The sequence below is a fragment of the Nitrosomonas marina genome, assembly GCF_900110145.1.
GTDB classification, from domain to species: domain Bacteria; phylum Pseudomonadota; class Gammaproteobacteria; order Burkholderiales; family Nitrosomonadaceae; genus Nitrosomonas; species Nitrosomonas marina.
On sequence record NZ_FOCP01000011.1, the window covers coordinates 51,779 to 72,873 of the forward strand.

A 21,095-nucleotide genomic window follows, 5' to 3' on the forward strand; every position below is an offset into this window, starting at 1 on the left:
GAAGCGACAATAATAATATTGAATCTTGAATCGACGATAAGGCTGTTGCAATTGGTAAGGCAGTATAAAATCAGGAGGTACGGACTGCGAGAACCGGACAAGAAAGACGCCCGCAAGGCCGTTATCCGGCTCACGAACAGGTATCCTGGTGCTGACCATAAAAACAAATAATTTATACACAAATTTTCGATACGCCTTTTACTCTACTGACAAGACACCGGAGCGTCACTCAACCTGATAAAACATAATCTTGTTATGAACATTTACTTCAACTATTTCAACTATTTCATTGCATTTATCTTTGGCTTCTGGTTAATGCTGTTGGCAGCCCCTGCCCAGGCTGGCTGCGAAGGCTGTCTGTGCCCTGGCGATCCTTGCCGGTTATGTCCGCTGCCAGCGGTCGAAAAAGAAACGCCCAAAGCAGATGAACATGAGATCTGCGCCAGAATCCGTGCACGCGTGCCAGCCACATCTGCAGAGCCAGGCAGTAACGAATATTTTCCAAGCCTTGATCAGTCAATCGCGGCGTGCGTGGCTGAAGGCGGCGATGTTATACGCAACCGGCGGCGCAACGAGGAATTTCCTTCACGCTTTTACTGCAAGCCACCTGCGCCGATACAAACCCGATAAAGCAATCATGATCAGCGTCATCCAGCGTGTCAGCAATGCCAGTGTAACCGTTAACGACCGGAAAATCGGCGCTATCGGCACAGGTATTCTGGCGTTGGTCGCCGTAGAACAGGAAGACACCGAGAAACAGGCCGATCGACTGCTGGAACGCATCGTGAATTACCGTATTTTCCCTGACGAACAGGGCCGGATGAATCTCAGCCTGCGAGCCATCAACGGTGGACTACTGATCGTACCCCAGTTTACCCTGGCTGCAGATACCAATAGCGGCAACCGCCCAAGCTTTACAAGATCGGCTCCACCGGAGAAAGGACGCAAATTGTTCGGGTATCTTCAAACGGCCACAGACACTATTCATCCGGGCACACAATACGGCGAATTCGGCGCCGACATGCAAGTGGCGCTGATCAACAGCGGACCGGTAACGTTTACGCTGCGTGTTTCGGCTTCATGAAGCTATACGTGGCTACTCTATGGCACTTTGAACCAGACGATCATAGAACTAACCCATAAAGCGATTCAAATAAAACCGATTTAAGATATCCATCGTCAACTGTGTGATGGATTTGGAGTTTCCTAGATTTCTGCAACACCTTTGCAAACAGCCTTTATTTACACATAGACAGAAAATAATGGTTATTGTCATGCACTGCAGGTGCCATTATTGAAGCATCAGCATCATGCTGTGAATTGAATAAAATTATAAAAAAATTCTTAAATTCAAATAGTGGCCATAGTATTCCGGCTCAACTCCTAAAGGGGCACTATGATGACGGCACTTTCGAATACAATTGATTTCCTTTTCCAAGGCTTTTAACATTGACCGGGCTTTTCGACAAAACCAGAAGGGGAATTTAAAAGTATTTTGATTTATCACCTGGCTGGCAATTGATCTGCGCTGCAGGTATTTTCGTTTTAAATATGTGACAGCCATCATTTATACTTATACCCGACACACATGTCTGAATTAACCATTGATTTTTTTGGCAACCAGTTTGCCCAAAGCTGCGCTTTGGTGGTGGTTCTGCTGACTTTACGGGTTGCACTGGTCTATCTGGTCAAGCGTAACCGCGCAATTTTGACAGAAGCGCAACGGCATTGGATTACCAGCGTCAAAAATTCCAGTTGGCTGATCATTTTTTTTGGCCTGCTGGCGATCTGGTGGCCGGAATTAAGCGAATTTGCAATTTCAATTGCCGCCGTAACGCTGGCACTGGTGATCGCAATCAAGGAATTGATCCTGTGCTTCAGCGGCGCCATGCTGCGCGCGGGTACAGGTGCTTTTACTATCGGCGACTGGATTGAAATCGGCACGCATCAAGGCGAGGTCATCGATTACAACATGCTCTCCACCACACTGCAGGAACTTGACAAAACGCCCAACAGCTACAGCTTTACCGGCAGAACCATTGTGATACCGAACAGCCTGTTTCTGTCCGAATCAATCAGAAACCTGAACTTTTTCAAACGCTATGTGTTTCACCGTTTCAGCATCACCATTGAGCCACACCTGAATGTTGCGGCGATGCCACAATGGATTATCAACGAAATCGACATACTCTCGACTGACTTCATCGAGATCGCCCGCCGCTACAATACATTTATTGAACACAGGACCGGCGTCGACATCGCGGGACCTGAACCACGCGTCATGATCAGCACCAATGAATATGCCAAAAGCGTAATCACCGTCATCATCTTTTGTCCCACCGATAAAGCCGTCGAACTGGAGCATCATATAACGCAAGGCGTGCTGGAACGGGTTTATCAAACTAGCTGGAAAAGCAGTTGATATCGGGATCCATGCAGCATACCTACCGCCAGCCAAAGATGTCCTGATCTTGAATTGAGCGTATGTTCGTCTGTTCAGGGAGCGTGTCGGAATCGCTACGCCCAGATAACCATCTTAAAGCGCTCCTTGACGATACCGAAGTAATTGCATTTCCAGTCGCTTTGTGCGAAAAAATCAAGATGGTACCATTGGTCTTTTTGTTTCAGGATACGTGCGGCCGCATCATCCCAGTCAATGGCGGCAAATCGGGTTTCCAACTGCTGCTTACGGGCTTCGACTTCGTGGTAATCGAAACCATCATATTCCCAGTGCAGCACCTCGAACACATTGCCATTGCGATCAGCGTAGTCCATGCTGAAATCAAGGCCCCATTTCGGACGAATACGAATAATCTTGTAAATTAGCGGATTGGATTTTGCCCATTGTTCCAATTGCTGCAATGCTTCTCCACTATACCCCTTGCGCTCAAACAATAAGCTATGATTCAGCACAGCGCCTTCAACCCGTTCGGGTTGTACAAACCACGGCGCTTTTACGGCATGCCGGTGGTCTCGGTGTGCCTGCACCTGTCTCTGGTTGGCTTCGGCATAGCGTTGTTCCAGATCGGTCAGATCGTAGCCGTTCTGGTCAAACAGCGCCAGATCGCGCGCGCGGGGTATGTGTGTTGTCGCCAGTGGCCGATCCCAATGGCCGACAGAGTCAAATTGATGATTGGTTAATTTGAGGTAACTCATGAATACTCAAATGCTATCGGGTTAGCACACATTTATAAAAACAAGAGATTGTGACAGGATGCACCAAAAAATGCCACTCAGCCTGCATTTTTAATTGCCAATTACTTGTTTATAAAATGTTATTCATTATTTGACATGGTCAACTGAATCCGTTTCTTTCGTATCAGGATCATCTTCTGACTTGGTACTGGCCATGACGTCCAACACCACATCACGCTTTTCGCGCGCGACATGCTGCAATACCGAGCGGTCATTTAAAGCTTGCAACGCGAGAATCAGCACATCAAACGGTTGTTGCGCGTTTTCGTCCAATGTCAGTAACGCATCGAGCACCGCTTTTTGTTCGCCACCGGCAGCCTTGGTGAGCAGGATTTCGGTGATGGCTTTGCGCAGATCGCCGGAAGTCTGTAAAGTGCCATTGGCGGCAATCTGTTCGGCAGCGGCTGATAATGTTTTGCACCAGAAACGGCTAAGGACATAGCGGCCATAACGACCGTCCGGATCCAGCGATAAGCACTGCACCAGTAAATCAATGCCCTCTTCCGTTTTGTTTAGAAGAGGCAAACAGGCCCACTTATTTCTTGCCAACAGATTTCAGCTGGGCAAAGATAAAAGCAATTCCGGAGTTAGCAAAAGCAAATACATCAGTAAAAACCCGTATTTCGAAATCGGCGTTTTTGGCGGTGACTGACGTTCCAATCTCAAAAAAAGCGATACGGGAAAAATTTTCCACGCTGACTTGTCGCCCGTGATTACGGAAGGTAGAACCAGGCCCAAACCCAAATCCGAGACTCAAACGGAAGTCAAACGGACCTGGCAGAACGTTAAAGGCGATGTGAACAAGCGTGATGTCATTCCGATTATCGATAATACCAACAGCAGCATTGACGAAGCGGTCAATCTGGGCAAGATGCCGGATAATTTCATCATTGTCGAAAGCTTGACCAAGCACCAGCAACTCGGCGCAGATAAATTCATCATGGGCAGGTTAATTGCCGACAGCTATACCGAAGGTACAAAAACACCTCACCCGCTTGTTAAAACGAACTTCCTGGATCTGTCCCAAAAAATTGTCGGGCCGGTTGCTAACGAAGCCTATAACCCGCTTTTATCTCAATTCAGAGTTAATATGGACAAGACGCTTTATTCGGATGATCTGGCATAATCACCCAGCCATTCGATCGAGCACAATAAAATCAAGCGCTTTCTGGTTTGCTTTTCTGCTCTTGCGCCTGTTTTTCAAGAATCTTTTGAAACGGCACAAGGATTTCCATAGGCAGTGGAAAAACAATAGTTGAATTCTTCTCACCGGCAATCTCGGTGAGTGTCTGTAAATAGCGCAGTTGCAGTGCCTGCGGCTCTTTAACCAGCACCTGCGATGCTTCCAGCAGATGCTGCGACGCCTGCAATTCTCCTTCGGCATGAATAATTTTGGCGCGCCGCTCGCGTTCGGCCTCGGCCTGCTTGGCAATGGCGCGGATCATGGATTCATTGATGTCGACATGCTTGATTTCGACATTGGCAACTTTAATACCCCAGGCTTCTGTCTGTTCATCCAGAATTTTCTGAATATCGTCGTTCAGTTTGTCACGGCTGGCCAGCATCTCGTCGAGTTCATGCTGCCCCAGCACCGAACGCAGCGTCGTCTGTGCCAGTTGACTCGTGGCAGCGTCAAAGTCTTCTACCTGAATAATGGCGCGCTCGGGATTAACCACGCGGAAGTAAATCACCGCGTTTACTTTAACGGAAACATTATCACGTGAAATCACGTCCTGGCTTGGCACGTCCATGACGATGGTTCTGAGATCAACACGCACCATGGTCTGGATAACAGGCACAATAATAATGAGCCCCGGACCTTTGACTTTCCAGAACCGGCCCAACTGAAACACCACGCCGCGTTCATATTCTCGCAGTACTCTAAACGCACTGGCGAGAAAAAGAATGACGATACTCAGAATAATCAATACGATTTCCATCAGACTAATCCTCCATGAATTGAGTAGCTTTATTTGAATAGGGCTCAACCTTTAAAACCAGTCCGTCTATCGCCACCACACGAACCCTTTCGCCGCGCTTGAGTGGCGTACTTGTCTGCGCCTCCCACCGCTCGCCCTGAACTCTGACCCATCCCTGCGCAGAGAAATCATTCAACACCTCACCGGTACAGTGCATGATATGTTCAGCTCCACTAACCACCGGACGCTGCCGCGCCTTGATCGCCATACCCAACACCAGCAGGAAAAACGCGGCTGACAGTAAAGCGAATGTCACAATCAGCGGAATCGATACACCGTATCCAGGTACTCCCGTATCCAGCAGCATAACGGAACCGATAACGAATGCAATCATGCCACCGATGCCCAGGGCACCAAAACTTGGCACGAAAACTTCCGCCAGCATGAAAGCAATACCAAAAAGCAGCAGTGCAAGCCCTGCATAATTGATAGGCAGCACCTGGAACGCGAACAACGCAAGCACCAGACAAACGGCGCCCACAACACCCGGAAAAATCATACCGGGGTTGGAAAACTCGAAAATCAGTGCATATATGCCGAGCAACATCAGTATATAGGCGATATTCGGATCGGTAATAATCGCCAGCAGCCGGGTACGCCAATCGGGTTCAAAATGCTCAATAGAAATATGCTGAGTGGATAATGTTCGAGAATTACCCAGAACATTGACGGTGCGCCCGTCGATCTTGGCCAACAGATCCGGAATATTTTCTGCAATAAGATCGATGACACCGTTTTCCAGGGCTTCTTCAGCGGTCAGGCTGGCTGCCTGGCGCACTGCTTTTTCCGCCCATTCGGCATTACGACCGCGCATTTGTGCCAGACCGCGGATATAAGCCACTGCATCGTTGATGATTTTATTTGACATGGGGTCTGCAAGTTGTGTTTCCTCCTCATTGCTGTCCCGAGACCGTTCAAACATATCCTTGTCAGGCGAACCTGGAAGACCACCGATCTGCACCGGCGTTGCCGCTCCAAGATTTGTGGCTGGCGCCATGGCGGCAATATGGCCAGCATACAGAATATACGTACCGGCACTAGCCGCACGTGCGCCACTGGGCGACACAAAAACAGCTACCGGCACTGGTGATGCGATTATGCTGCGAATTATTTCACGCATGGAAGCGTCGAGTCCGCCCGGTGTATCCAGCTGCAAAATAATCACCTGACTGTTCTGTTCGATCGCTTTGTCAAAACCGCGCTGCAGATAGTCATTGATAGCTGGACCAATGGCACCGTTCACACTCAGCCATAATGCCTGCCCGGTATTCTGCGCGGTCAATACTGGTGACCAGCAAATAAACAGGAGAAAAATAATAGCGCGGCTTGTAACTGAATAGCGCATGTTTCCAGTCCACCTCAGAAACAGTTCATACGGCATTGCTTACCCCATCCATTGCGTTCGAACCTGATCGCGATTTAATGCCAGCCATTGTAATGCAATGATTGCGCTGGCGGAATTGATTTTTCCTGATCTCAGATACTGCAGCGCAGTGTCGTAAGCAACAACATGTACCCGGATATCCTCGCCTTCATGCGCCACACCAAAAATACCGCCCGCACGTGCCGCGTCTACCCGGCCGCAAAACAAAGCAACTCGCTCGGTCATGCCGCCGGGACTGACCAGGTAATCATACAAAGGAATCAAATCAGCGACAACGCAACCCGCTTCTTCAACACTTTCACGCTTGACGACTTCATCCGCCTGTTCACCATCTTCGATAATACCTGCAACGATCTCAAGCAACCACGGACCGCCGGGCGCGCTCATAGCGCCGACACGGAATTGCTCAATCAGAATGACTTCATCTCTGTCAGGATCGTAAGGCAGCACTGCAGCCGCATGTCCGCGCTCGAACAACTCACGTACGATTGGCTGACTCCAACCGCCACTGAACAGGCGATGACGCAACCGATACCGGTCTATGCGAAAAAAACCCTGATAACAGACTGCTTGCTCGAGAATCTGCAGATCCTTGTCGTGCGCCATTGTCGCTTCCTTGTTCCTTCCTTTTCACATCAGTGCTTTTACTGGACAGTATAGTGTGGGAAGATATTATGTGCAAAAATTAAAAACAGTCACTCCAGTATAAAAAACCCGAACGGATGATCAGTTCAGTCTATACCACAAGGCGATAATTGATTCAGCCAACAATGCGCAATATCAGTGCTCGAAAACTTACGGTTTATCGCCCGGCTGGTCGAAACAACATGTCTATCGCCCCAATTTCACTGCACAATTCTTCATTGCACAATTCAAAATCCCCTGCTAGATTTAAGGTTGCTGAGAAAATGAATAATGGGCTCCAAAATATCCAGACTTGGCTCTAACAAACAGAATTTATTGACAAACAATACGTTATGGAAACAACATTACCACTTTATAGTTTCCGAATGCGCAGCACTCAAAGAAAATATCATGCATAGTGCCTCCGAAATAAAAATTCTAATAGTCGACGACGATACTTTCATGTTGAAAATTCTGACCAAAATGCTGAATAACCAGGGTTTTGAATCAGTAGATGCATGTGATAACGGAACCGACGCACTGGCCCGGATTGACCGGCAAGACACGTGCCCAGATCTGATTTTACTTGATCTCAACATGCCGAACATGGATGGCATCGAATTTGTCCGCTATTTGGTCGAACGCAAATTCCCTGGCAGCCTCATACTGGTCAGCGGCGAAGATGAGCGAATGCTTAAAACTGCAGAAAAACTCGTGCACGCGCACCGGATACCCATGCTGGGCTATCTGCATAAACCGGTCAGTCCCGATAAATTGAGCGCACTTATCACGAAATGGGCCCCGCCCGAGAAGCAGCAGCAACCGGTATCCGAAAAAAAAACGTACAGCGCAGAATCGCTACAGGCAGCAATAACCAACCGTGAACTGGTCAATTACTATCAACCCAAAGTAACGATGGCCACGGGCAAAATCATTGGTGTTGAAACGCTGGTACGCTGGCATCACCCTTCGGATGGACTGGTGATGCCAGGCCAATTCATCCATATTGCCGAACAGTGTGGACTGATCAACGATCTGACTTGCCTGGTTCTGAAACAGGCACTTACCCAGGCCAGAATCTGGCAGGAAAAAGGCATTGTGCTGCGCGTAGCCACCAATGTTTCAATGGATAACCTGACATCATTGGATTTTCAGGATCTGGTCGTTAATCTTGCCATTGAAAACGGATTGTCACCGCAGAACATTGTACTTGAAGTAACAGAAAGTCAATTAATGGACGCCGACTCGCGCGTGCCACTCGAGATTTTGACCCGATTACGTTTAAAGCGGTTTCATTTGTCGATCGACGATTTTGGCACTGGTCATTCATCAATGGCACAATTACGCGACATTCCTTTTGACGAACTCAAAATTGATCAGAGTTTTGTACATCGCGCGTGGGCAGACGAAACGTTACGTGCCATGTACGATGCCAGTCTCTCCATGGCAAAGCAACTGGGTATGGAGGTCGTAGCAGAAGGTGTAGCGGATGAAGAAGACTGGACGTTCATACGCAAAACAGGTTGCGATTTCGCCCAAGGCAACTTCATCTCGAAACCGCTCAAGGCCGAGGATTTTGAACAATGGATGAGCGATTGGGAGAATCGTTTGCATAACGGCCTGATCGCAAACACCGCCTGACTTTCAATCCCTTTCAAATCAACGAGTTAGTAACAATTCTTTATCAAAACCAATTGCAATACAGTGTAAACAGACAGCAGCGTGCTATAAACCCTGCATTAGCGCTGATTTTCCACGTAAGAAATAAAACTGAAACGTTTATGCGCTGTTTCAGCTTTCGCCGTTTTCGACTCATTGAGAATTTCTCGTTGGACAAACCATTCAGCTGTGTCTTTTTTGGCATTCTGTTTTTTTTAGTGGCCTGCTTACCGCTTTCTGTTGTGCGCGCCAGCACGCCGGAAGTTACCAAAAAACAAATCGGTATCGGCGCATTGGGTTATATCGAGCCCCGTTCCAGGGTGATCAGGGTTTCTCATAACGCTGGCCCGGAGGGGGCCAGAGTTGCGCAGCTTTTTTTTCGGGAAGCAGATCAGGTCAAATCGGGCCAGAAACTGGCCCTGCTTTCTGATCACAAAAAGAAATTTGCCGAAGTCGATGCTGCCAAAACCCGCATCAAGGCGCTGGATGCACAACTGGCTGCCGAAAAAGCCACTATGGTTTTTAATCAAAAAGAATACCAGCGTTATGAATCGCTTTCACGCCAATCGATGACAACGATCTCTCACGCAGAAAACAAGCATCTCGCGTTCAAGCAATCGCAATTAAACGTGGAGCGTCTTTTAGCTGAAATTGACAATGCAAAATCCCAATTATTGATTGCTGAGGCGGAGCTCGAAAATACAATTATTTATGCGCCGATTACCGGTACGGTGCTAAAAATTCTAACACGCCCCGGTGAACGCATTGCAGATGCCGGGTTACTGGAAATGGCCGATTTATCGCAACTGGACATTGTTGCCGAAGTATACGAGTCTGATTTATCCAAAGTCAAAGTCGGACAGCAGGCACGCATCAGCGCCCTTGGCTTCACACGCATGTACAGCGCCGAAGTCAGAGAACTCGGTTTTCAGGTCAAAAAAAACGACCTGAATGATACTGACCCTCTGGCCGACAGGGATAATCGTATCATTGAAGTACGTCTGACTCTTGAAACTGATGCCATCGTCGACCTGAAACATCAGATTTTTCGCCAGGTACGCGTGCATATCAAGCCGTGAGCATCGTGAACACATGGTTTTTTCCGACGCGGCTTGCCTGGCGGCAGTTGATCCATGACCGGCTAAAACTGGCTGCAGCCACCAGTGGTGTATTATTTGCCTGTGTTCTGGTTTTTATGCAACTGGGCTTCAAAGATGCGTTGTATGCCAGTGCAGCTTCCATGCCGCTGAAGTTCGATGGTGACCTGTTTTTGATCCACCAGCAAAGCGAGGCCATGTGGCGACCAGCGCAGTTTGAACGCAGCGAACTGATGCGCGCACTGGGCCACCCGGCAGTGGCTGAAGTTGCACCGTTGTATCTGTCACTGGCAACATTCAAGGCACTGGACACTCAGGTTAAGCGAACATTGATGGTCTATGGCTACGATCCGGATACCGATTTGCTGAATGTCGATGCCATCAAAACCAGGAAGCGTGAACTGCGGGTTAAAGACACTGTCCTGTTTGACGAATACTCCCGCCCTGAATTCGGACCGGTAAGCAACATGTTAGAAGCTGGTCAGAACAGAACAGAGGTTAATGATTACAAAGTTACCATTCTGGGTGTTTTTCAACTGGGCATTTCATTTGCAGCTGACGGCAATATCGTCACCAGCGATTTAAATTTCCTGCGCATCTTCCCGAACCGGAATGCCGAAGAGATTGATGTTGGTGTCATTCGATTGCAACCCGGTGTATTCATACCGGAGATAAAAGAAGAACTCCGTGCTCATTTGAACGACTTTGTAAAAATCTACACGTATGAAGAAGTGCTCAAACATGAACGGCTGTATTGGGAAAACGCCGCACCGATCGGGTTTATTTTCAACTTCGGCACCATCATGGGATTGATTGTCGGCATGGTAATTGTGTATCAGATCCTGTTTACCGAGATTAACAATTACCGTTTTGAATTCGCCACGTTGAAAGCCATGGGCTACCCACACAGCTATTTTATCCGCATGGTGTTTGCTTCAGCGTTCATTCTTGCCATTCTCGGTTTCGTACCAGGGCTGGCGCTGTCCAGCAGTCTGTACAATCTGGCTGAATCACAGATATTCATACCGATGCCTATGACATTTGAAAAAGCCTTTACTGTTTTCGTGTTTATCCTGTTTATGTGCACCACAGCCGGTTTCCTCGCGATCCACAGATTGGATTCAGCCAACCCCGCCGACATGTTCTGAGCATCATGGTCATTGACGTTCACAATCTGAATTTCAGTTTTGGCAGCGGTTCACTCACCCAACCTGTACTAAAAGGCATTGATCTCGCCATCCGAAAAGGGGAAATTGTCCTTATGACGGGCCCGTCCGGCTCGGGTAAAACCACGCTGCTCACAATTATCGGCGGTTTGCGACAGGCCTCGAATGGCAGTGTGGTGATTCTCGGTGAACAACTGGTCAACAGCAATGAGCAGACTAAAGTGAAAATTCGTCGCCAGACAGGATATATCTTTCAGCAACACAATCTGCTCAAATCACTTACAGCGCTGCAGAATGTGTGCATGACGCTGGAGTTACAGCGCGACCTGACAGAATCCGAACGACAATACCGCGCTCAACAGATTCTCGCCGCAGTCGGACTTGAAGACAGGATGCACTATTTTCCTGAAGCACTTTCCGGCGGCCAGCGACAGCGCGTCTCGATTGCCAGAGCACTGGCTGGGCGGCCCAAAATCATTCTGGCTGACGAGCCGACCGCATCGCTGGATAGACAAAGCGGACATGACGCCGTCGAAATTTTAAAGCAGCTTGCCAAAGAACTGAATACGACCATCCTGCTGGTTACACATGATTATCGAATTCTTGACATTGCCGACCGCGTGGTTGAGTTGGAAGACGGTTTAGTTAAAGCCGTTGAGCATCAAGAATAAGCGGCTTGTTGTTTTTGATACTTGTTTCTGGTTCGTGGTAACCGTCAGACAAGGGCAAAAACTCTTTGCATTCCGTTTAATCAGAAACGATAATCACCAGAAAACATAATCGTTCATCTGTTCGAGCCGTACTTTATAGTACGCTATCAGCCCAGATGTATACATACCGCCTGCTGCTCAGGTTACGCGAGACCCGTTGTGACAATCCTGTATCCGAACGATCCTGCACTTTTATACTTTGATTTCAATATCTCATAGTCCGGATTGAATCGCCCGGTCAGGAAGATATCCATTACTCACTACAGTTCATTTACATTCATCAGTATTTAAATTACCATTTTTTCCAATAAAGCTGACCATTTCTGATTCTATCGCCGCCGCCAGTATTTTACGCGCATCTTTTCGCAACCCTGCCTGTGTCGGATCATACCAGCCTGATCTGACTTGCTGACTTCGTCACAGGCCGAGCAAGCTTATAACTCTTTCAGTTTGACATAGATCAAGGTACGGTAGATGCATTACAGGCACCATTGCGAATCGTATATCATCCAATGACAATGATATCGTTTATTTTCAATTTTAAAGGACTATATCTATATGAAACAATTAGCACTTGTTTTTGTTTTGCTGTCTTCATTCATGTTTATGGCATGCTCTCCATCTGCACCGGAGTCTCCCAATCCGGACAGTTATGGGCAAACCATTCAACCTGATCATAATGTGCCAGCAGATCATCTGTAAACAAGTAATTTAAACGTACTGAAAGCATTGTTAACTCTTCATAACTTGCTTTCAGTAACTATTTAAAAAAACATTTTTATTAACTATCAGACAGATTCTTCCATGAACGCGCCTGGCACGCTTGATTTCAGCACAGTTCATGCGCACAAAAATCTATATTCGCTTCCGACTTAACAAATACCTTCACAACTCTTGCGTGTTTCCTGGATTTTTCGAGTGTCCATGACGCTCAGCACTGATTTCCACTAGATATAAAACAGCCCGGTGATGATTAAAATTCTGCCACTTACAAAGAATGATTCTGCCACTATCTCTATTCTGGCCAGAGAAATCTGGTTCAGACAATACTGTGACATGCTCTCGAACGCACAAATCTATTATATGCTGGCACAACGCTACTGTCCTGTGCTGATTCAGTCTCAATTATCAGAAGAAAATATCTGGTGGAAAAAACTGGTTATAAACGATACTATCATTGGCTTCTCCTGCTGCACGCGCGCATGCATACCGAATGAATTGAAAGAATTGAAAATCGACAAATTGTATATACATCACGACTATCACCGCAGAGGTTATGGCAAAATACTCATAGATGATGCGATAGAAACTATGCGCGGGATTGGCTGTAGCAAATTGACACTGACTGTCAACAAGGAGAACCATGGCGCTATCCACGCATACCGACATTATGGTTTCGAGATCATCGGAGACAGTGTCGTCGATATCGGCTGCGGCTTCGTCATGAATGATTACCTGATGTCGCTGACACCTGAGATTTCAATTTGAATCATTTCATTTCAGATGAATATAAAATTTACCAAGATGCACGGACTTGGCAATGATTTTGTGGTTATTGACTGCATCAATCAAAACGTTTCATTGAATCGCGAACAAATACGTTTTATTGCCGACAGGCACTTCGGGATTGGCTGCGATCAGATTTTGCTAGTAGAAAAGGCATCCACTGGTGCTGACTTTTTTTACCGCATTTTTAATGCCGACGGTGGCGAAGTGGAACAATGCGGCAACGGGGCGCGCTGTTTTGTTCGTTTCGTACATGATCAGGGTCTCACAAAAAAAAATTCGGTTCGAGTCACAACGCTTAGCGGTGAAATTACACCGGTATTACAGGAAAATGGTGATGTCATGGTCAATATGGGTATCCCCCTGTTTGAGCCAGAACAAATCCCCTTTGTAGCTGACAAACAGGCAATAACTTATTTACTTGATGTGGAAGGAAAGACTGTTAAAATTAGCGTATTATCAATGGGAAACCCACACGCGGTACGTATCGTTGAAAACGTGGAGACAGCGCCTGTAAACAGTGAAGGTGCATTCATCGAGACACACCCGCGTTTTCCCAAACGCGTCAATGTCGGCTACATGCAAATTGATGACCGTCATCATATACGGTTACGTGTATTCGAACGGGGCGCGGGAGAAACACTCGCTTGCGGCACAGGTGCATGCGCAGCAGTGGTCACCGGTATTCGGCAGAATCTGCTGGACACACCTGTGTCTGTCAGCACACGCGGTGGCAAACTGTCTGTCAGTTGGAAAGGAGAAAATACGCCTGTGATGATGACAGGACCTGCCGTGAGCGTGTTCGAGGGCGAGATTAATCTGTAAAATGGCAACCTAGACAAATCGGCTTGCTCAACATGCATTTATTCACATCAACACTAGGTATCCAGGAAAAATAATGAAACCGGAAGATGTTGCGCACTACCTTGCAAATCACCCTGATTTTTTTAACGACAATATGGATTTATTGGCCGATCTGCAAATTCCGCACCCGCACCAGAAAAATGTGGTTTCACTGCATGAGCGGCAGACAGCCGCCCTCAAAGATAAAAATAAAGTTCTGCAGGACAAGCTATTGGAGTTAATCAGTTTTGGCGAGGAAAATGATGCTATCAGCGAAAAAATGCACCGCCTGACGATTGCATTACTGACTGCATATAATTTCGACGATTTCCTAAACGGACTCAGCTACAGCCTGCGTGAGGATTTTGCCATTCCTTATTATGTCATGCGGCTATGGGAGCTTGAGTGTGAAAATAAGGAATATGAAGAATTTGCCGCAACCAGCGAAGACATTCATGCGATAGCCACAAGTTTGACTCAGCCATATTGTGGCAATCATGTGGCTGATGGCATCAAGGCGTTGTTTGCTGAAAATGCCGAACAGTTGCAATCATTTTCCATGATACCACTCAATACCACCCGCTCTATCGGCCTGCTGGTCCTGGCCAGCCCGGAAATTGAGCGCTTCTATGCCGATATGGGCACACTTCATTTAAAACGGCTTGGTGAACTTGTCAGCGCATCAATTGCGCGTCATACAATGACTACAAGTAACCCACAAAATCAACAACCAGCGCCCAACTGATGGACACCCAGTCTAAATCATTTGCAACCGCTTTCAATCAGCATCTTGCAAGTGAACGCCGACTTTCGGCACATACATGCAAGAGTTACGCCCATGACATTCATATTCTGTTCAGGGAAATCGCGCCTACCACAATTGCCCAGGCACAGTCCCAGCATATCCGCCATGCAATCATACGGCTGCACGGCATGGGATATTCAGGCAGGAGTCTCAGTCGCATGTTATCGGCCTGGCGCAGGTTTTATCATTATCTGATACGCGATTACAGCTTTAACCATAATCCATGCATAGGCATACGCGTGCCCAAATCGACCAAGAAACTGCCGCACGCGCTCTCTCCTGATGAAACCGCACAACTGCTAACCTTTGCAAGTTTGGAGTCCTTGACGATTCGTGACCGTGCCATGTTCGAGTTATTTTATTCTTCAGGATTGCGGCTGGCCGAGCTTACACAACTTCGAATCAATGATATAGATTTGTCGGAAGGAACGGTGAGAGTTACTGGCAAAGGCGGTAAAACGCGTATTGTACCGGTAGGAAAAAAGGCGATTGAAGCATTGCAGATATGGTCGGATTACCGAAGCCAGATCGTTAGAAATGGTATCGACACAATGTTTCTGACTCATCACGGCAATGCTATCAGCGCCAGAACTGTCAGCCATCGATTGAAAATTCACAGCAAGCGACAGAGCATGCACAAAAATGTCCATCCACACATTTTGCGTCATTCGTTTGCATCGCATTTACTGCAGTCAAGTGGCGATTTGCGTGCAGTACAAGAAATGCTGGGACATGCACATATTACATCCACCCAGGTATATACACACCTTGATTTCCAGCATTTGGCGCATGTGTACGATGCCGCGCATCCACGCGCCAAAAAGAAGCAAGACAATTGATACAAAGCGGATAGCATTCATTCTGCTTTATCGTCATCGCTTTCTCTCAGTATAGGTCGGCTGTTATCAGGTATAATTCAGGTTTTGAATCAGCTCAGATATAAAAACAGGTCATGACAACAATCGTATCAGTAAGACGGGGAAATCAAGTCGCACTCGGCGGAGACGGACAGGTTACCCTTGGCGCAGTCGTTGCCAAGTCGAGTGCACGAAAAGTTCGCAGACTTTATCATGACAAAATTCTAGCCGGATTTGCCGGTGGCACGGCCGATGCGTTTACATTATTCGAACGTTTCGAAGGCAAGCTTGAAGCGCATCACGGCCATTTGATGCGATCTGCAGTTGAACTTGCCAAAGACTGGCGCACCGACCGCATGCTGCGCCGGCTTGAAGCCATGCTCGTGGTCGCGAGTGAAGATTCGACATTGATTATCACCGGTGCAGGTGATGTTATCGAACCCGAATACGGTCTTGCAGCAATCGGCAGCGGCGGTTCTTATGCACATGCTGCTGCACGAGCGCTTCTGGAAAACACTGAGTTACCGCCCAAGGAAATTGTAACCAAGGCATTAATAATTGCAGGTGATTTGTGCATCTACACAAACCAGCAACATGCCATCGAAACCATAAACTAATTTGCGGCGTCCTTAATACTTTGCCGCTTTTACCAAACAACTTTTACATTTACACTTTAGAATCATGTCTCAAATGACGCCACAGGAAATTGTCCACGAACTGGACAAGCATATTATCGGACAGAATTCAGCCAAGCGCGCAGTGGCCATTGCGCTCAGAAACCGGTGGCGGAGGCAGCAAATTGCCGATCCACTGCGGCAAGAAATCACGCCTAAAAATATTCTGATGATTGGCCCAACAGGTGTTGGAAAAACCGAAATTGCAAGGCGCCTAGCCAAGCTGGCAGACGCACCTTTCATTAAAATCGAAGCAACCAAATTTACCGAAGTCGGTTATGTTGGCCGCGATGTGGATTCCATCATCAGGGATCTGGTTGAGACGGCAATCAAGCAATTGCGCGAAAAGGAAACCAAGAAGAAACAACCACTTGCAGAGGACCGCGCAGAAGAACGGATTCTTGACGCATTATTGCCGCCTGCACGGAATTTTGATTCACATCTCAGTTCAACCGAAGAAGACAACTCGACACGGCAGAAATTTCGTAAGAAACTACGCGAAGGTAATCTTGACGATAAAGAAATCGACATTGAAATCGCAACACCGCGCGCCAGTATGGAAATTTTCGCGCCACCCGGTATGGAGGACCTGACTTCCCAGATACAAGGGATGTTCCAGAATATGACCGGCGATAGAAAAAGGACCCGAAAGCTTACCATTCGAGAAGCAAAAAAACTGCTTATTGAAGAAGAAGCCGCTAAAATGGTCAATGATGAAGAACTGAAGCTCAACGCGATCCAGAATGTAGAACAAAACGGTATTGTTTTTCTGGATGAAATTGACAAAATAACCAGCCGCTCCGGCAATGTATCGGGGGGCGACGTGTCCCGCCAGGGTGTGCAGCGCGATTTGCTGCCATTGGTTGAGGGCACTACAATCTCTACCAAATACGGCATGATCAGAACAGATCATATTCTTTTTGTAGCAAGCGGTGCTTTTCATTTGACAAAACCTTCTGATTTAATCCCCGAGCTGCAGGGTCGTTTTCCGATACGTGTAGAGCTGACCAGCCTGAGCGTCAGTGACTTCGAACAGATATTGACCAATACCGACGCATGCCTGACTCGCCAATACGAAGCACTGCTTAAAACAGAGAGTATCGAACTCAAATTTTCATCAGACGCAATCAAACGACTCGCCGAAATCGCTTATTCCGTTAACAACAAAACCGAGAATATTGGCGCAAGGCGCCTGCATACCGTCATGGAAAGAATGTTGGAAGATATTTCATTTAACGCGCCCAAACACAGTGGAAAAACGATCGAAATTGATGCTGTGTATGTAGAGGAGCGTCTGGGTGAATTATCTCAGAGCGAAGATCTGGCGCGTTATGTGCTCTAATTATAGAAAGCAAAAAAAAGCATCTCGAGATAGAGATGCTTTTCAAATATAATCACTAGGAGAGAAACCGGACTTTAACATGCGGCATCTACCGAATGCCTTTGGGCAGTTGGTCCAGATAACTACCATTATATTAGTGTCCACTATTTTTATTTACATAATAAACCGGTTATTTACCGTCCATTTATCACATTTTTACCCGGACACCGGCTTGCCCGTACTAAATTACCGGGCCGCCTTCACTATTATTATTCCAATCAAGTATCACTGAAAAACTTGCTTCTGCCATGTTTCACAAGCAGTACTTATGCATTCCGGAAACGCGAACGCTTCACCAGAATAATGGACAAGACCGGTAAAACCAGACCAATAATGGTTACCGTTATCAGTAAATGGCCCAATTCGCTGTAATCCGCAGGAACAGTGATCTCACCTGTAACAGCGTCCTTCACTTCACGCGTTACTTCATAAATCTGATTCAGATATTTGGTACCCAGTTGAGAAGCTGACAACGCCAGATTTGTAAATGAGGCCATCACTGCAAAGAATGTAGCCTTGAGTTTGTCCGGAGCAGAGTTGGCAATCCATGCCAGCATCGGAATCATGGCTATCTGACCCAGCGGAGATTCCAGTGCCGTGTCAATCAACGCAATAAAACGTGCATCTACAACACCACCGGTCAATGCTGCAGTCCATTCATGCAATCCAAAGTACATACCGATTATGGGTAGGGATAAGAAAGTACCAGCAATCGTCAAGAATCCAATAATATAGGCGATAGAGCGCTCTGCCATAAAACGGCGAAAAATAAACATGCCGAATAACGTCAATGTTGCGCCTACCAGTGATAATACTGCGAGAAACTGCTGGTCAAACCCCAATTCATCTATCATCCACCAGGTGGAGCCGGCACCTGGTCCCGGAATAGCGCGGAAAATGAACACTAGAAACGCGGTGCCAACCAGAACATTACGTGCTTCAGGCTCGAGTTCATTCGTCAATCGCCACATCAGAAACAGCACAATCGACATGGATATCAGAAAAATCACCTCTTCCGCACCTGGCATACGACTCAAGCCTACTGTCAGTGAGGTGATCGTGAAAATCAAACCACCACCCAAGATCCACCAGTTTACAGGCGGCGGGTCCGTATGTATTGCCAGCAGGTTGGTCGCTTCGAGTTTGCTATATCCCTGGGAAATAAATCGTTGTATATCACGCCGGCGTAGCCAGGATGCCAACACCACACCCAAAACCGATACCAAGGGAATAATGAGCGCAAGTTCGTATACCAGTAAATACACTGCTTCTTTTTCATCTTCCGGTAACCCAGCGGCATCCCGCAACAAGAAAACATTTGCTACTGATACAAGAATCCCACCACCAACGATAGCCACCCGACCCAATGTCTGCATCGTAACGTGCATTAACTTGCGTGTCTGTGCACCCAGTGCCATTCCGTTTTCGTCGACACGTGGCACTGCTTCAACAGTCATCGCATCGGCGACAACATCCTGCAACACATATCCAATTGGCGCGAGCAATGCTGAAACAACGTACCAGGTTTCTACCGATGCCATTGACGTCATGATTTCCGTATGACCGAGCAATCCGATCATAATCAGCAGGCTTATCATGATCAGACCAGCTCCAAGATATACGAGCAGGCTCTTCCAGCGCCACATCAGATCAACAAGATGACCAAGCGGCATTTTTAACGCCCACGGCAACATCATCCAGAAACCAAGCATAGCCAGGAATTCAGCTGACAGTCCAAGTCTCTCCTTGACATAAAACGTCCCAACTATACCGGTCAGACCCGAAATACCAGCGGCAACATAGACCATGAGCGGCGGCATATAGGAAAGTCGCATTTCGCGGCCTAGCGAGATTATGTTTGCACTGAACCAGTGACTTGCAACTGAAAAAAAACCCGTAGCAGAAGAAATTTTCATGGATTGTTTTTATTAATAGGAATTGAGCATGCCGACATACTTAAAGTCAAAGTACAAATTATCATTCCAGCATCAGACTGGCTGCACAACAGCCTGAAGCAAACGATCACCTTCTCGTTAAAACACATTCACAGATGCAAATCTCAAACAGTAATGCACCAACGTGCCCATGATTCATATTGCTTCGACAGCGAAACTGCGAATAAAAATGCTCGCATTACGCATGACGGGAATGACGGATTTTTGAATTTTGAATGGCGTATGCCTTCCCGGAAGTTATTCTAATAATGAAGCCTGCAGAAACCTGTACCCATCAAAATTAAGTAAGATTCTGTATCGAAGACCTAGGCTTTCGGCAATGGGAACACCACTGACTCCACGACACCGCTTAATTCTTCCACGGAGACTTCCTCACCTGTTTGTTCCGCACCAATTTGCTTAATCCTGGCGATTACCTGCTGAACCAGTATTTCAGGTGCGGACGCGCCTGCGGTGATGCCGATCTGATGTTTGTTGGCAAACCAGTTATCTTTCAACTGTTGGGCATTATCTACCATATAGGCTTCTACATTGGCATTACGTGCAACTTCACATAAACGATTCGAGTTTGAGCTATTAGGTGAACCGACTACGATAACCAAATCACATTGCCTTACCATCTTTTTTACCGCATCCTGCCGATTCTGAGTAGCGTAGCAAATATCATCTTTCTTAGGACCGGTAATCTGTGGAAAGCGCCTTTTCAAGGCTTCAACTACCCGGGCTGCATCATCAACCGATAGTGTCGTCTGGGTTACATAGGCTAGATTTGATTCATCTTTAACCTGAAGTTTCTCAACGTCATCTTCAGTTTCGACAAGATACATACCCTTATCGCTTCCTTCAGCCTGGCCCATTGTCCCTTCGACTTCAGGGTGTCCCTGATGCCCGATCATGATGATTTCCTTGCCTTCCTTGCGCATCTTGGCTACTTCCACATGTACTTTGGTCACCAATGGACAGGTCGCATCAAATACCTGAAGCTCGCGTGCAGCAGCTTCTCTGCGGACTGCATGGGAAACACCATGAGCACTGAAAATCAAAATGCTGTCTTTTGGTACTTCATCCAGCGTCTCGACAAAAACAGCACCCTTTTTCTCCAGATCTTCTACAACAAAACGGTTATGCACGACTTCATGACGTACATAGATCGGTGCACCATGCATAGACAATGCACGCTCTACAATCCCGATTGCACGATCAACCCCTGCACAAAAGCCTCTGGGATTTGAGAGTAATACTCTGATCATTTCATTTTTC

The 21,095-nt window shown here is 47.1% G+C and carries 22 protein-coding genes; 15 read left to right on the top strand and 7 right to left on the bottom strand.

The genetic code is table 11. From position 1 onward, the window contains the following. Positions 1 to 255 precede the first annotated feature (255 nt). The 3 genes from BMX44_RS09130 (at position 256) to BMX44_RS09140 (ending at position 2,422) form a co-directional block, all read left to right on the top strand. Positions 256 to 630: a hypothetical protein gene (locus BMX44_RS09130; RefSeq protein WP_090631649.1), complete on the top strand. Its 375-nt coding sequence runs from the start codon at positions 256 to 258 to the stop codon at positions 628 to 630. 7 nt (positions 631 to 637) lie between these two features. Beyond that, on the top strand, positions 638 to 1,084 hold the full coding sequence (dtd, locus tag BMX44_RS09135; protein WP_090631653.1) for a D-aminoacyl-tRNA deacylase: 447 nt from the start codon (positions 638 to 640) through the stop codon (positions 1,082 to 1,084). Between the two features lie 504 nt (positions 1,085 to 1,588). Continuing rightward, a complete protein-coding gene (locus tag BMX44_RS09140; protein ID WP_090631657.1) occupies positions 1,589 to 2,422 on the top strand; it encodes a mechanosensitive ion channel family protein in 834 nt (277 codons plus the stop codon). 95 nt (positions 2,423 to 2,517) lie between these two features. Here BMX44_RS09140 and BMX44_RS09145 read toward each other — a convergent pair whose 3' ends face one another. After that, complete coding sequence (locus BMX44_RS09145) at positions 2,518 to 3,156, bottom strand: hypothetical protein (RefSeq protein ID WP_090631660.1); 639 nt, start codon at positions 3,154 to 3,156, stop codon at positions 2,518 to 2,520. A 126-nt stretch (positions 3,157 to 3,282) separates the two neighbouring features. Next, entirely contained in the window at positions 3,283 to 3,744 is a 462-nt protein-coding gene (locus BMX44_RS09150) for a hypothetical protein (RefSeq protein ID WP_090631665.1), read from the bottom strand. A 160-nt stretch (positions 3,745 to 3,904) separates the two neighbouring features. Here BMX44_RS09150 and BMX44_RS09155 point away from each other — a divergent pair, with 160 nt between their 5' ends. Further along, a complete protein-coding gene (locus BMX44_RS09155; RefSeq protein WP_090631669.1) occupies positions 3,905 to 4,321 on the top strand; it encodes a hypothetical protein in 417 nt (138 codons plus the stop codon). Between the two features lie 31 nt (positions 4,322 to 4,352). Here the strand turns inward: BMX44_RS09155 and BMX44_RS09160 are convergent, their stop codons facing one another. From BMX44_RS09160 to nudF, 3 genes are read right to left on the bottom strand one after another with little or no spacing between them, the layout of a single operon-like run. Further along, positions 4,353 to 5,135, bottom strand: a complete 783-nt coding sequence (locus BMX44_RS09160) for a slipin family protein (protein WP_090631674.1) — start codon at positions 5,133 to 5,135, stop codon at positions 4,353 to 4,355. Positions 5,136 to 5,139: 4 nt separating this feature from the next. Continuing rightward, the gene (locus tag BMX44_RS09165) at positions 5,140 to 6,519 is read right to left on the bottom strand and encodes an NfeD family protein (RefSeq protein WP_090631854.1); all 1,380 of its coding nucleotides are present in this window, start codon (positions 6,517 to 6,519) and stop codon (positions 5,140 to 5,142) included. 39 nt (positions 6,520 to 6,558) lie between these two features. Further along, positions 6,559 to 7,164 (bottom strand): ADP-ribose diphosphatase, encoded by a 606-nt coding sequence (gene nudF, locus BMX44_RS09170; protein ID WP_090631682.1) that lies wholly within the window; start codon positions 7,162 to 7,164, stop codon positions 6,559 to 6,561. 309 nt (positions 7,165 to 7,473) lie between these two features. On the opposite strand from nudF, the gene BMX44_RS09175 reads away from it, so the two are divergent. The 11 genes from BMX44_RS09175 (at position 7,474) to hslU (ending at position 17,841) form a co-directional block, all read left to right on the top strand. Further along, positions 7,474 to 8,823, top strand: coding sequence for an EAL domain-containing response regulator (locus BMX44_RS09175; RefSeq protein WP_342708034.1), 1,350 nt, complete (start codon positions 7,474 to 7,476; stop codon positions 8,821 to 8,823). A 140-nt stretch (positions 8,824 to 8,963) separates the two neighbouring features. After that, positions 8,964 to 9,920: an efflux RND transporter periplasmic adaptor subunit gene (locus tag BMX44_RS09180; protein ID WP_090631687.1), complete on the top strand. Its 957-nt coding sequence runs from the start codon at positions 8,964 to 8,966 to the stop codon at positions 9,918 to 9,920. Between the two features lie 5 nt (positions 9,921 to 9,925). After that, positions 9,926 to 11,086 carry an ABC transporter permease DevC gene (devC, locus tag BMX44_RS09185; protein WP_245738887.1) on the top strand — a complete coding sequence of 387 codons (1,161 nt, stop codon included), beginning with the start codon at positions 9,926 to 9,928 and terminating at the stop codon, positions 11,084 to 11,086. A gap of 5 nt (positions 11,087 to 11,091) precedes the next feature. Beyond that, positions 11,092 to 11,775 (top strand): ATP-binding cassette domain-containing protein, encoded by a 684-nt coding sequence (locus BMX44_RS09190; RefSeq protein ID WP_090631692.1) that lies wholly within the window; start codon positions 11,092 to 11,094, stop codon positions 11,773 to 11,775. Between the two features lie 597 nt (positions 11,776 to 12,372). After that, entirely contained in the window at positions 12,373 to 12,516 is a 144-nt protein-coding gene (locus BMX44_RS16815; protein WP_177167719.1) for a hypothetical protein, read from the top strand. 267 nt (positions 12,517 to 12,783) lie between these two features. Then, positions 12,784 to 13,302: a GNAT family N-acetyltransferase gene (locus BMX44_RS09195; RefSeq protein ID WP_090631696.1), complete on the top strand. Its 519-nt coding sequence runs from the start codon at positions 12,784 to 12,786 to the stop codon at positions 13,300 to 13,302. Between the two features lie 15 nt (positions 13,303 to 13,317). After that, positions 13,318 to 14,145: a diaminopimelate epimerase gene (dapF, locus tag BMX44_RS09200; RefSeq protein ID WP_090631701.1), complete on the top strand. Its 828-nt coding sequence runs from the start codon at positions 13,318 to 13,320 to the stop codon at positions 14,143 to 14,145. A 73-nt stretch (positions 14,146 to 14,218) separates the two neighbouring features. Continuing rightward, positions 14,219 to 14,908, top strand: a complete 690-nt coding sequence (locus tag BMX44_RS09205) for a DUF484 family protein (RefSeq protein WP_090631704.1) — start codon at positions 14,219 to 14,221, stop codon at positions 14,906 to 14,908. Further along, complete coding sequence (xerC, locus tag BMX44_RS09210; RefSeq protein WP_090631707.1) at positions 14,908 to 15,807, top strand: tyrosine recombinase XerC; 900 nt, start codon at positions 14,908 to 14,910, stop codon at positions 15,805 to 15,807. Before BMX44_RS09205 ends, xerC begins: the two co-directional genes overlap by 1 nt. A gap of 113 nt (positions 15,808 to 15,920) precedes the next feature. Then, the gene (hslV, locus tag BMX44_RS09215; RefSeq protein ID WP_090631711.1) at positions 15,921 to 16,442 is read left to right on the top strand and encodes an ATP-dependent protease subunit HslV; all 522 of its coding nucleotides are present in this window, start codon (positions 15,921 to 15,923) and stop codon (positions 16,440 to 16,442) included. Between the two features lie 64 nt (positions 16,443 to 16,506). After that, a complete protein-coding gene (gene hslU / locus BMX44_RS09220) occupies positions 16,507 to 17,841 on the top strand; it encodes an ATP-dependent protease ATPase subunit HslU (protein ID WP_090631716.1) in 1,335 nt (444 codons plus the stop codon). Positions 17,842 to 18,146: 305 nt separating this feature from the next. On the opposite strand, the gene BMX44_RS09225 is transcribed toward hslU, so the two are convergent. Continuing rightward, positions 18,147 to 19,796 carry an MFS transporter gene (locus BMX44_RS09225; RefSeq protein ID WP_090631719.1) on the bottom strand — a complete coding sequence of 550 codons (1,650 nt, stop codon included), beginning with the start codon at positions 19,794 to 19,796 and terminating at the stop codon, positions 18,147 to 18,149. A 344-nt stretch (positions 19,797 to 20,140) separates the two neighbouring features. After that, positions 20,141 to 21,085 carry a 4-hydroxy-3-methylbut-2-enyl diphosphate reductase gene (gene ispH, locus BMX44_RS09235; RefSeq protein ID WP_090631867.1) on the bottom strand — a complete coding sequence of 315 codons (945 nt, stop codon included), beginning with the start codon at positions 21,083 to 21,085 and terminating at the stop codon, positions 20,141 to 20,143. Positions 21,086 to 21,095 lie beyond the last annotated feature (10 nt).

What these genes read in the sequence shown, in the direction of transcription:
- BMX44_RS09130 (WP_090631649.1), top strand. Translation starts at nt 256, where the DNA reads ATGAACATTTACTTCAACTATTTCAACTATTTCATTGCATTTATCTTT.
- dtd (WP_090631653.1), top strand. Translation starts at nt 638, where the DNA reads ATGATCAGCGTCATCCAGCGTGTCAGCAATGCCAGTGTAACCGTTAAC.
- BMX44_RS09140 (WP_090631657.1), top strand. Translation starts at nt 1,589, where the DNA reads ATGTCTGAATTAACCATTGATTTTTTTGGCAACCAGTTTGCCCAAAGC.
- BMX44_RS09145 (WP_090631660.1), bottom strand. Translation starts at nt 3,156, where the DNA reads ATGAGTTACCTCAAATTAACCAATCATCAATTTGACTCTGTCGGCCAT.
- BMX44_RS09160 (WP_090631674.1), bottom strand. Translation starts at nt 5,135, where the DNA reads ATGGAAATCGTATTGATTATTCTGAGTATCGTCATTCTTTTTCTCGCC.
- BMX44_RS09165 (WP_090631854.1), bottom strand. Translation starts at nt 6,519, where the DNA reads ATGCGCTATTCAGTTACAAGCCGCGCTATTATTTTTCTCCTGTTTATT.
- nudF (WP_090631682.1), bottom strand. Translation starts at nt 7,164, where the DNA reads ATGGCGCACGACAAGGATCTGCAGATTCTCGAGCAAGCAGTCTGTTAT.
- BMX44_RS09175 (WP_342708034.1), top strand. Translation starts at nt 7,474, where the DNA reads ATGGGCTCCAAAATATCCAGACTTGGCTCTAACAAACAGAATTTATTG.
- BMX44_RS09180 (WP_090631687.1), top strand. Translation starts at nt 8,964, where the DNA reads ATGCGCTGTTTCAGCTTTCGCCGTTTTCGACTCATTGAGAATTTCTCG.
- BMX44_RS09190 (WP_090631692.1), top strand. Translation starts at nt 11,092, where the DNA reads ATGGTCATTGACGTTCACAATCTGAATTTCAGTTTTGGCAGCGGTTCA.
- BMX44_RS16815 (WP_177167719.1), top strand. Translation starts at nt 12,373, where the DNA reads ATGAAACAATTAGCACTTGTTTTTGTTTTGCTGTCTTCATTCATGTTT.
- BMX44_RS09195 (WP_090631696.1), top strand. Translation starts at nt 12,784, where the DNA reads ATGATTAAAATTCTGCCACTTACAAAGAATGATTCTGCCACTATCTCT.
- dapF (WP_090631701.1), top strand. Translation starts at nt 13,318, where the DNA reads ATGAATATAAAATTTACCAAGATGCACGGACTTGGCAATGATTTTGTG.
- BMX44_RS09205 (WP_090631704.1), top strand. Translation starts at nt 14,219, where the DNA reads ATGAAACCGGAAGATGTTGCGCACTACCTTGCAAATCACCCTGATTTT.
- xerC (WP_090631707.1), top strand. Translation starts at nt 14,908, where the DNA reads ATGGACACCCAGTCTAAATCATTTGCAACCGCTTTCAATCAGCATCTT.
- hslV (WP_090631711.1), top strand. Translation starts at nt 15,921, where the DNA reads ATGACAACAATCGTATCAGTAAGACGGGGAAATCAAGTCGCACTCGGC.
- hslU (WP_090631716.1), top strand. Translation starts at nt 16,507, where the DNA reads ATGTCTCAAATGACGCCACAGGAAATTGTCCACGAACTGGACAAGCAT.
- BMX44_RS09225 (WP_090631719.1), bottom strand. Translation starts at nt 19,796, where the DNA reads ATGAAAATTTCTTCTGCTACGGGTTTTTTTTCAGTTGCAAGTCACTGG.
- ispH (WP_090631867.1), bottom strand. Translation starts at nt 21,085, where the DNA reads ATGATCAGAGTATTACTCTCAAATCCCAGAGGCTTTTGTGCAGGGGTT.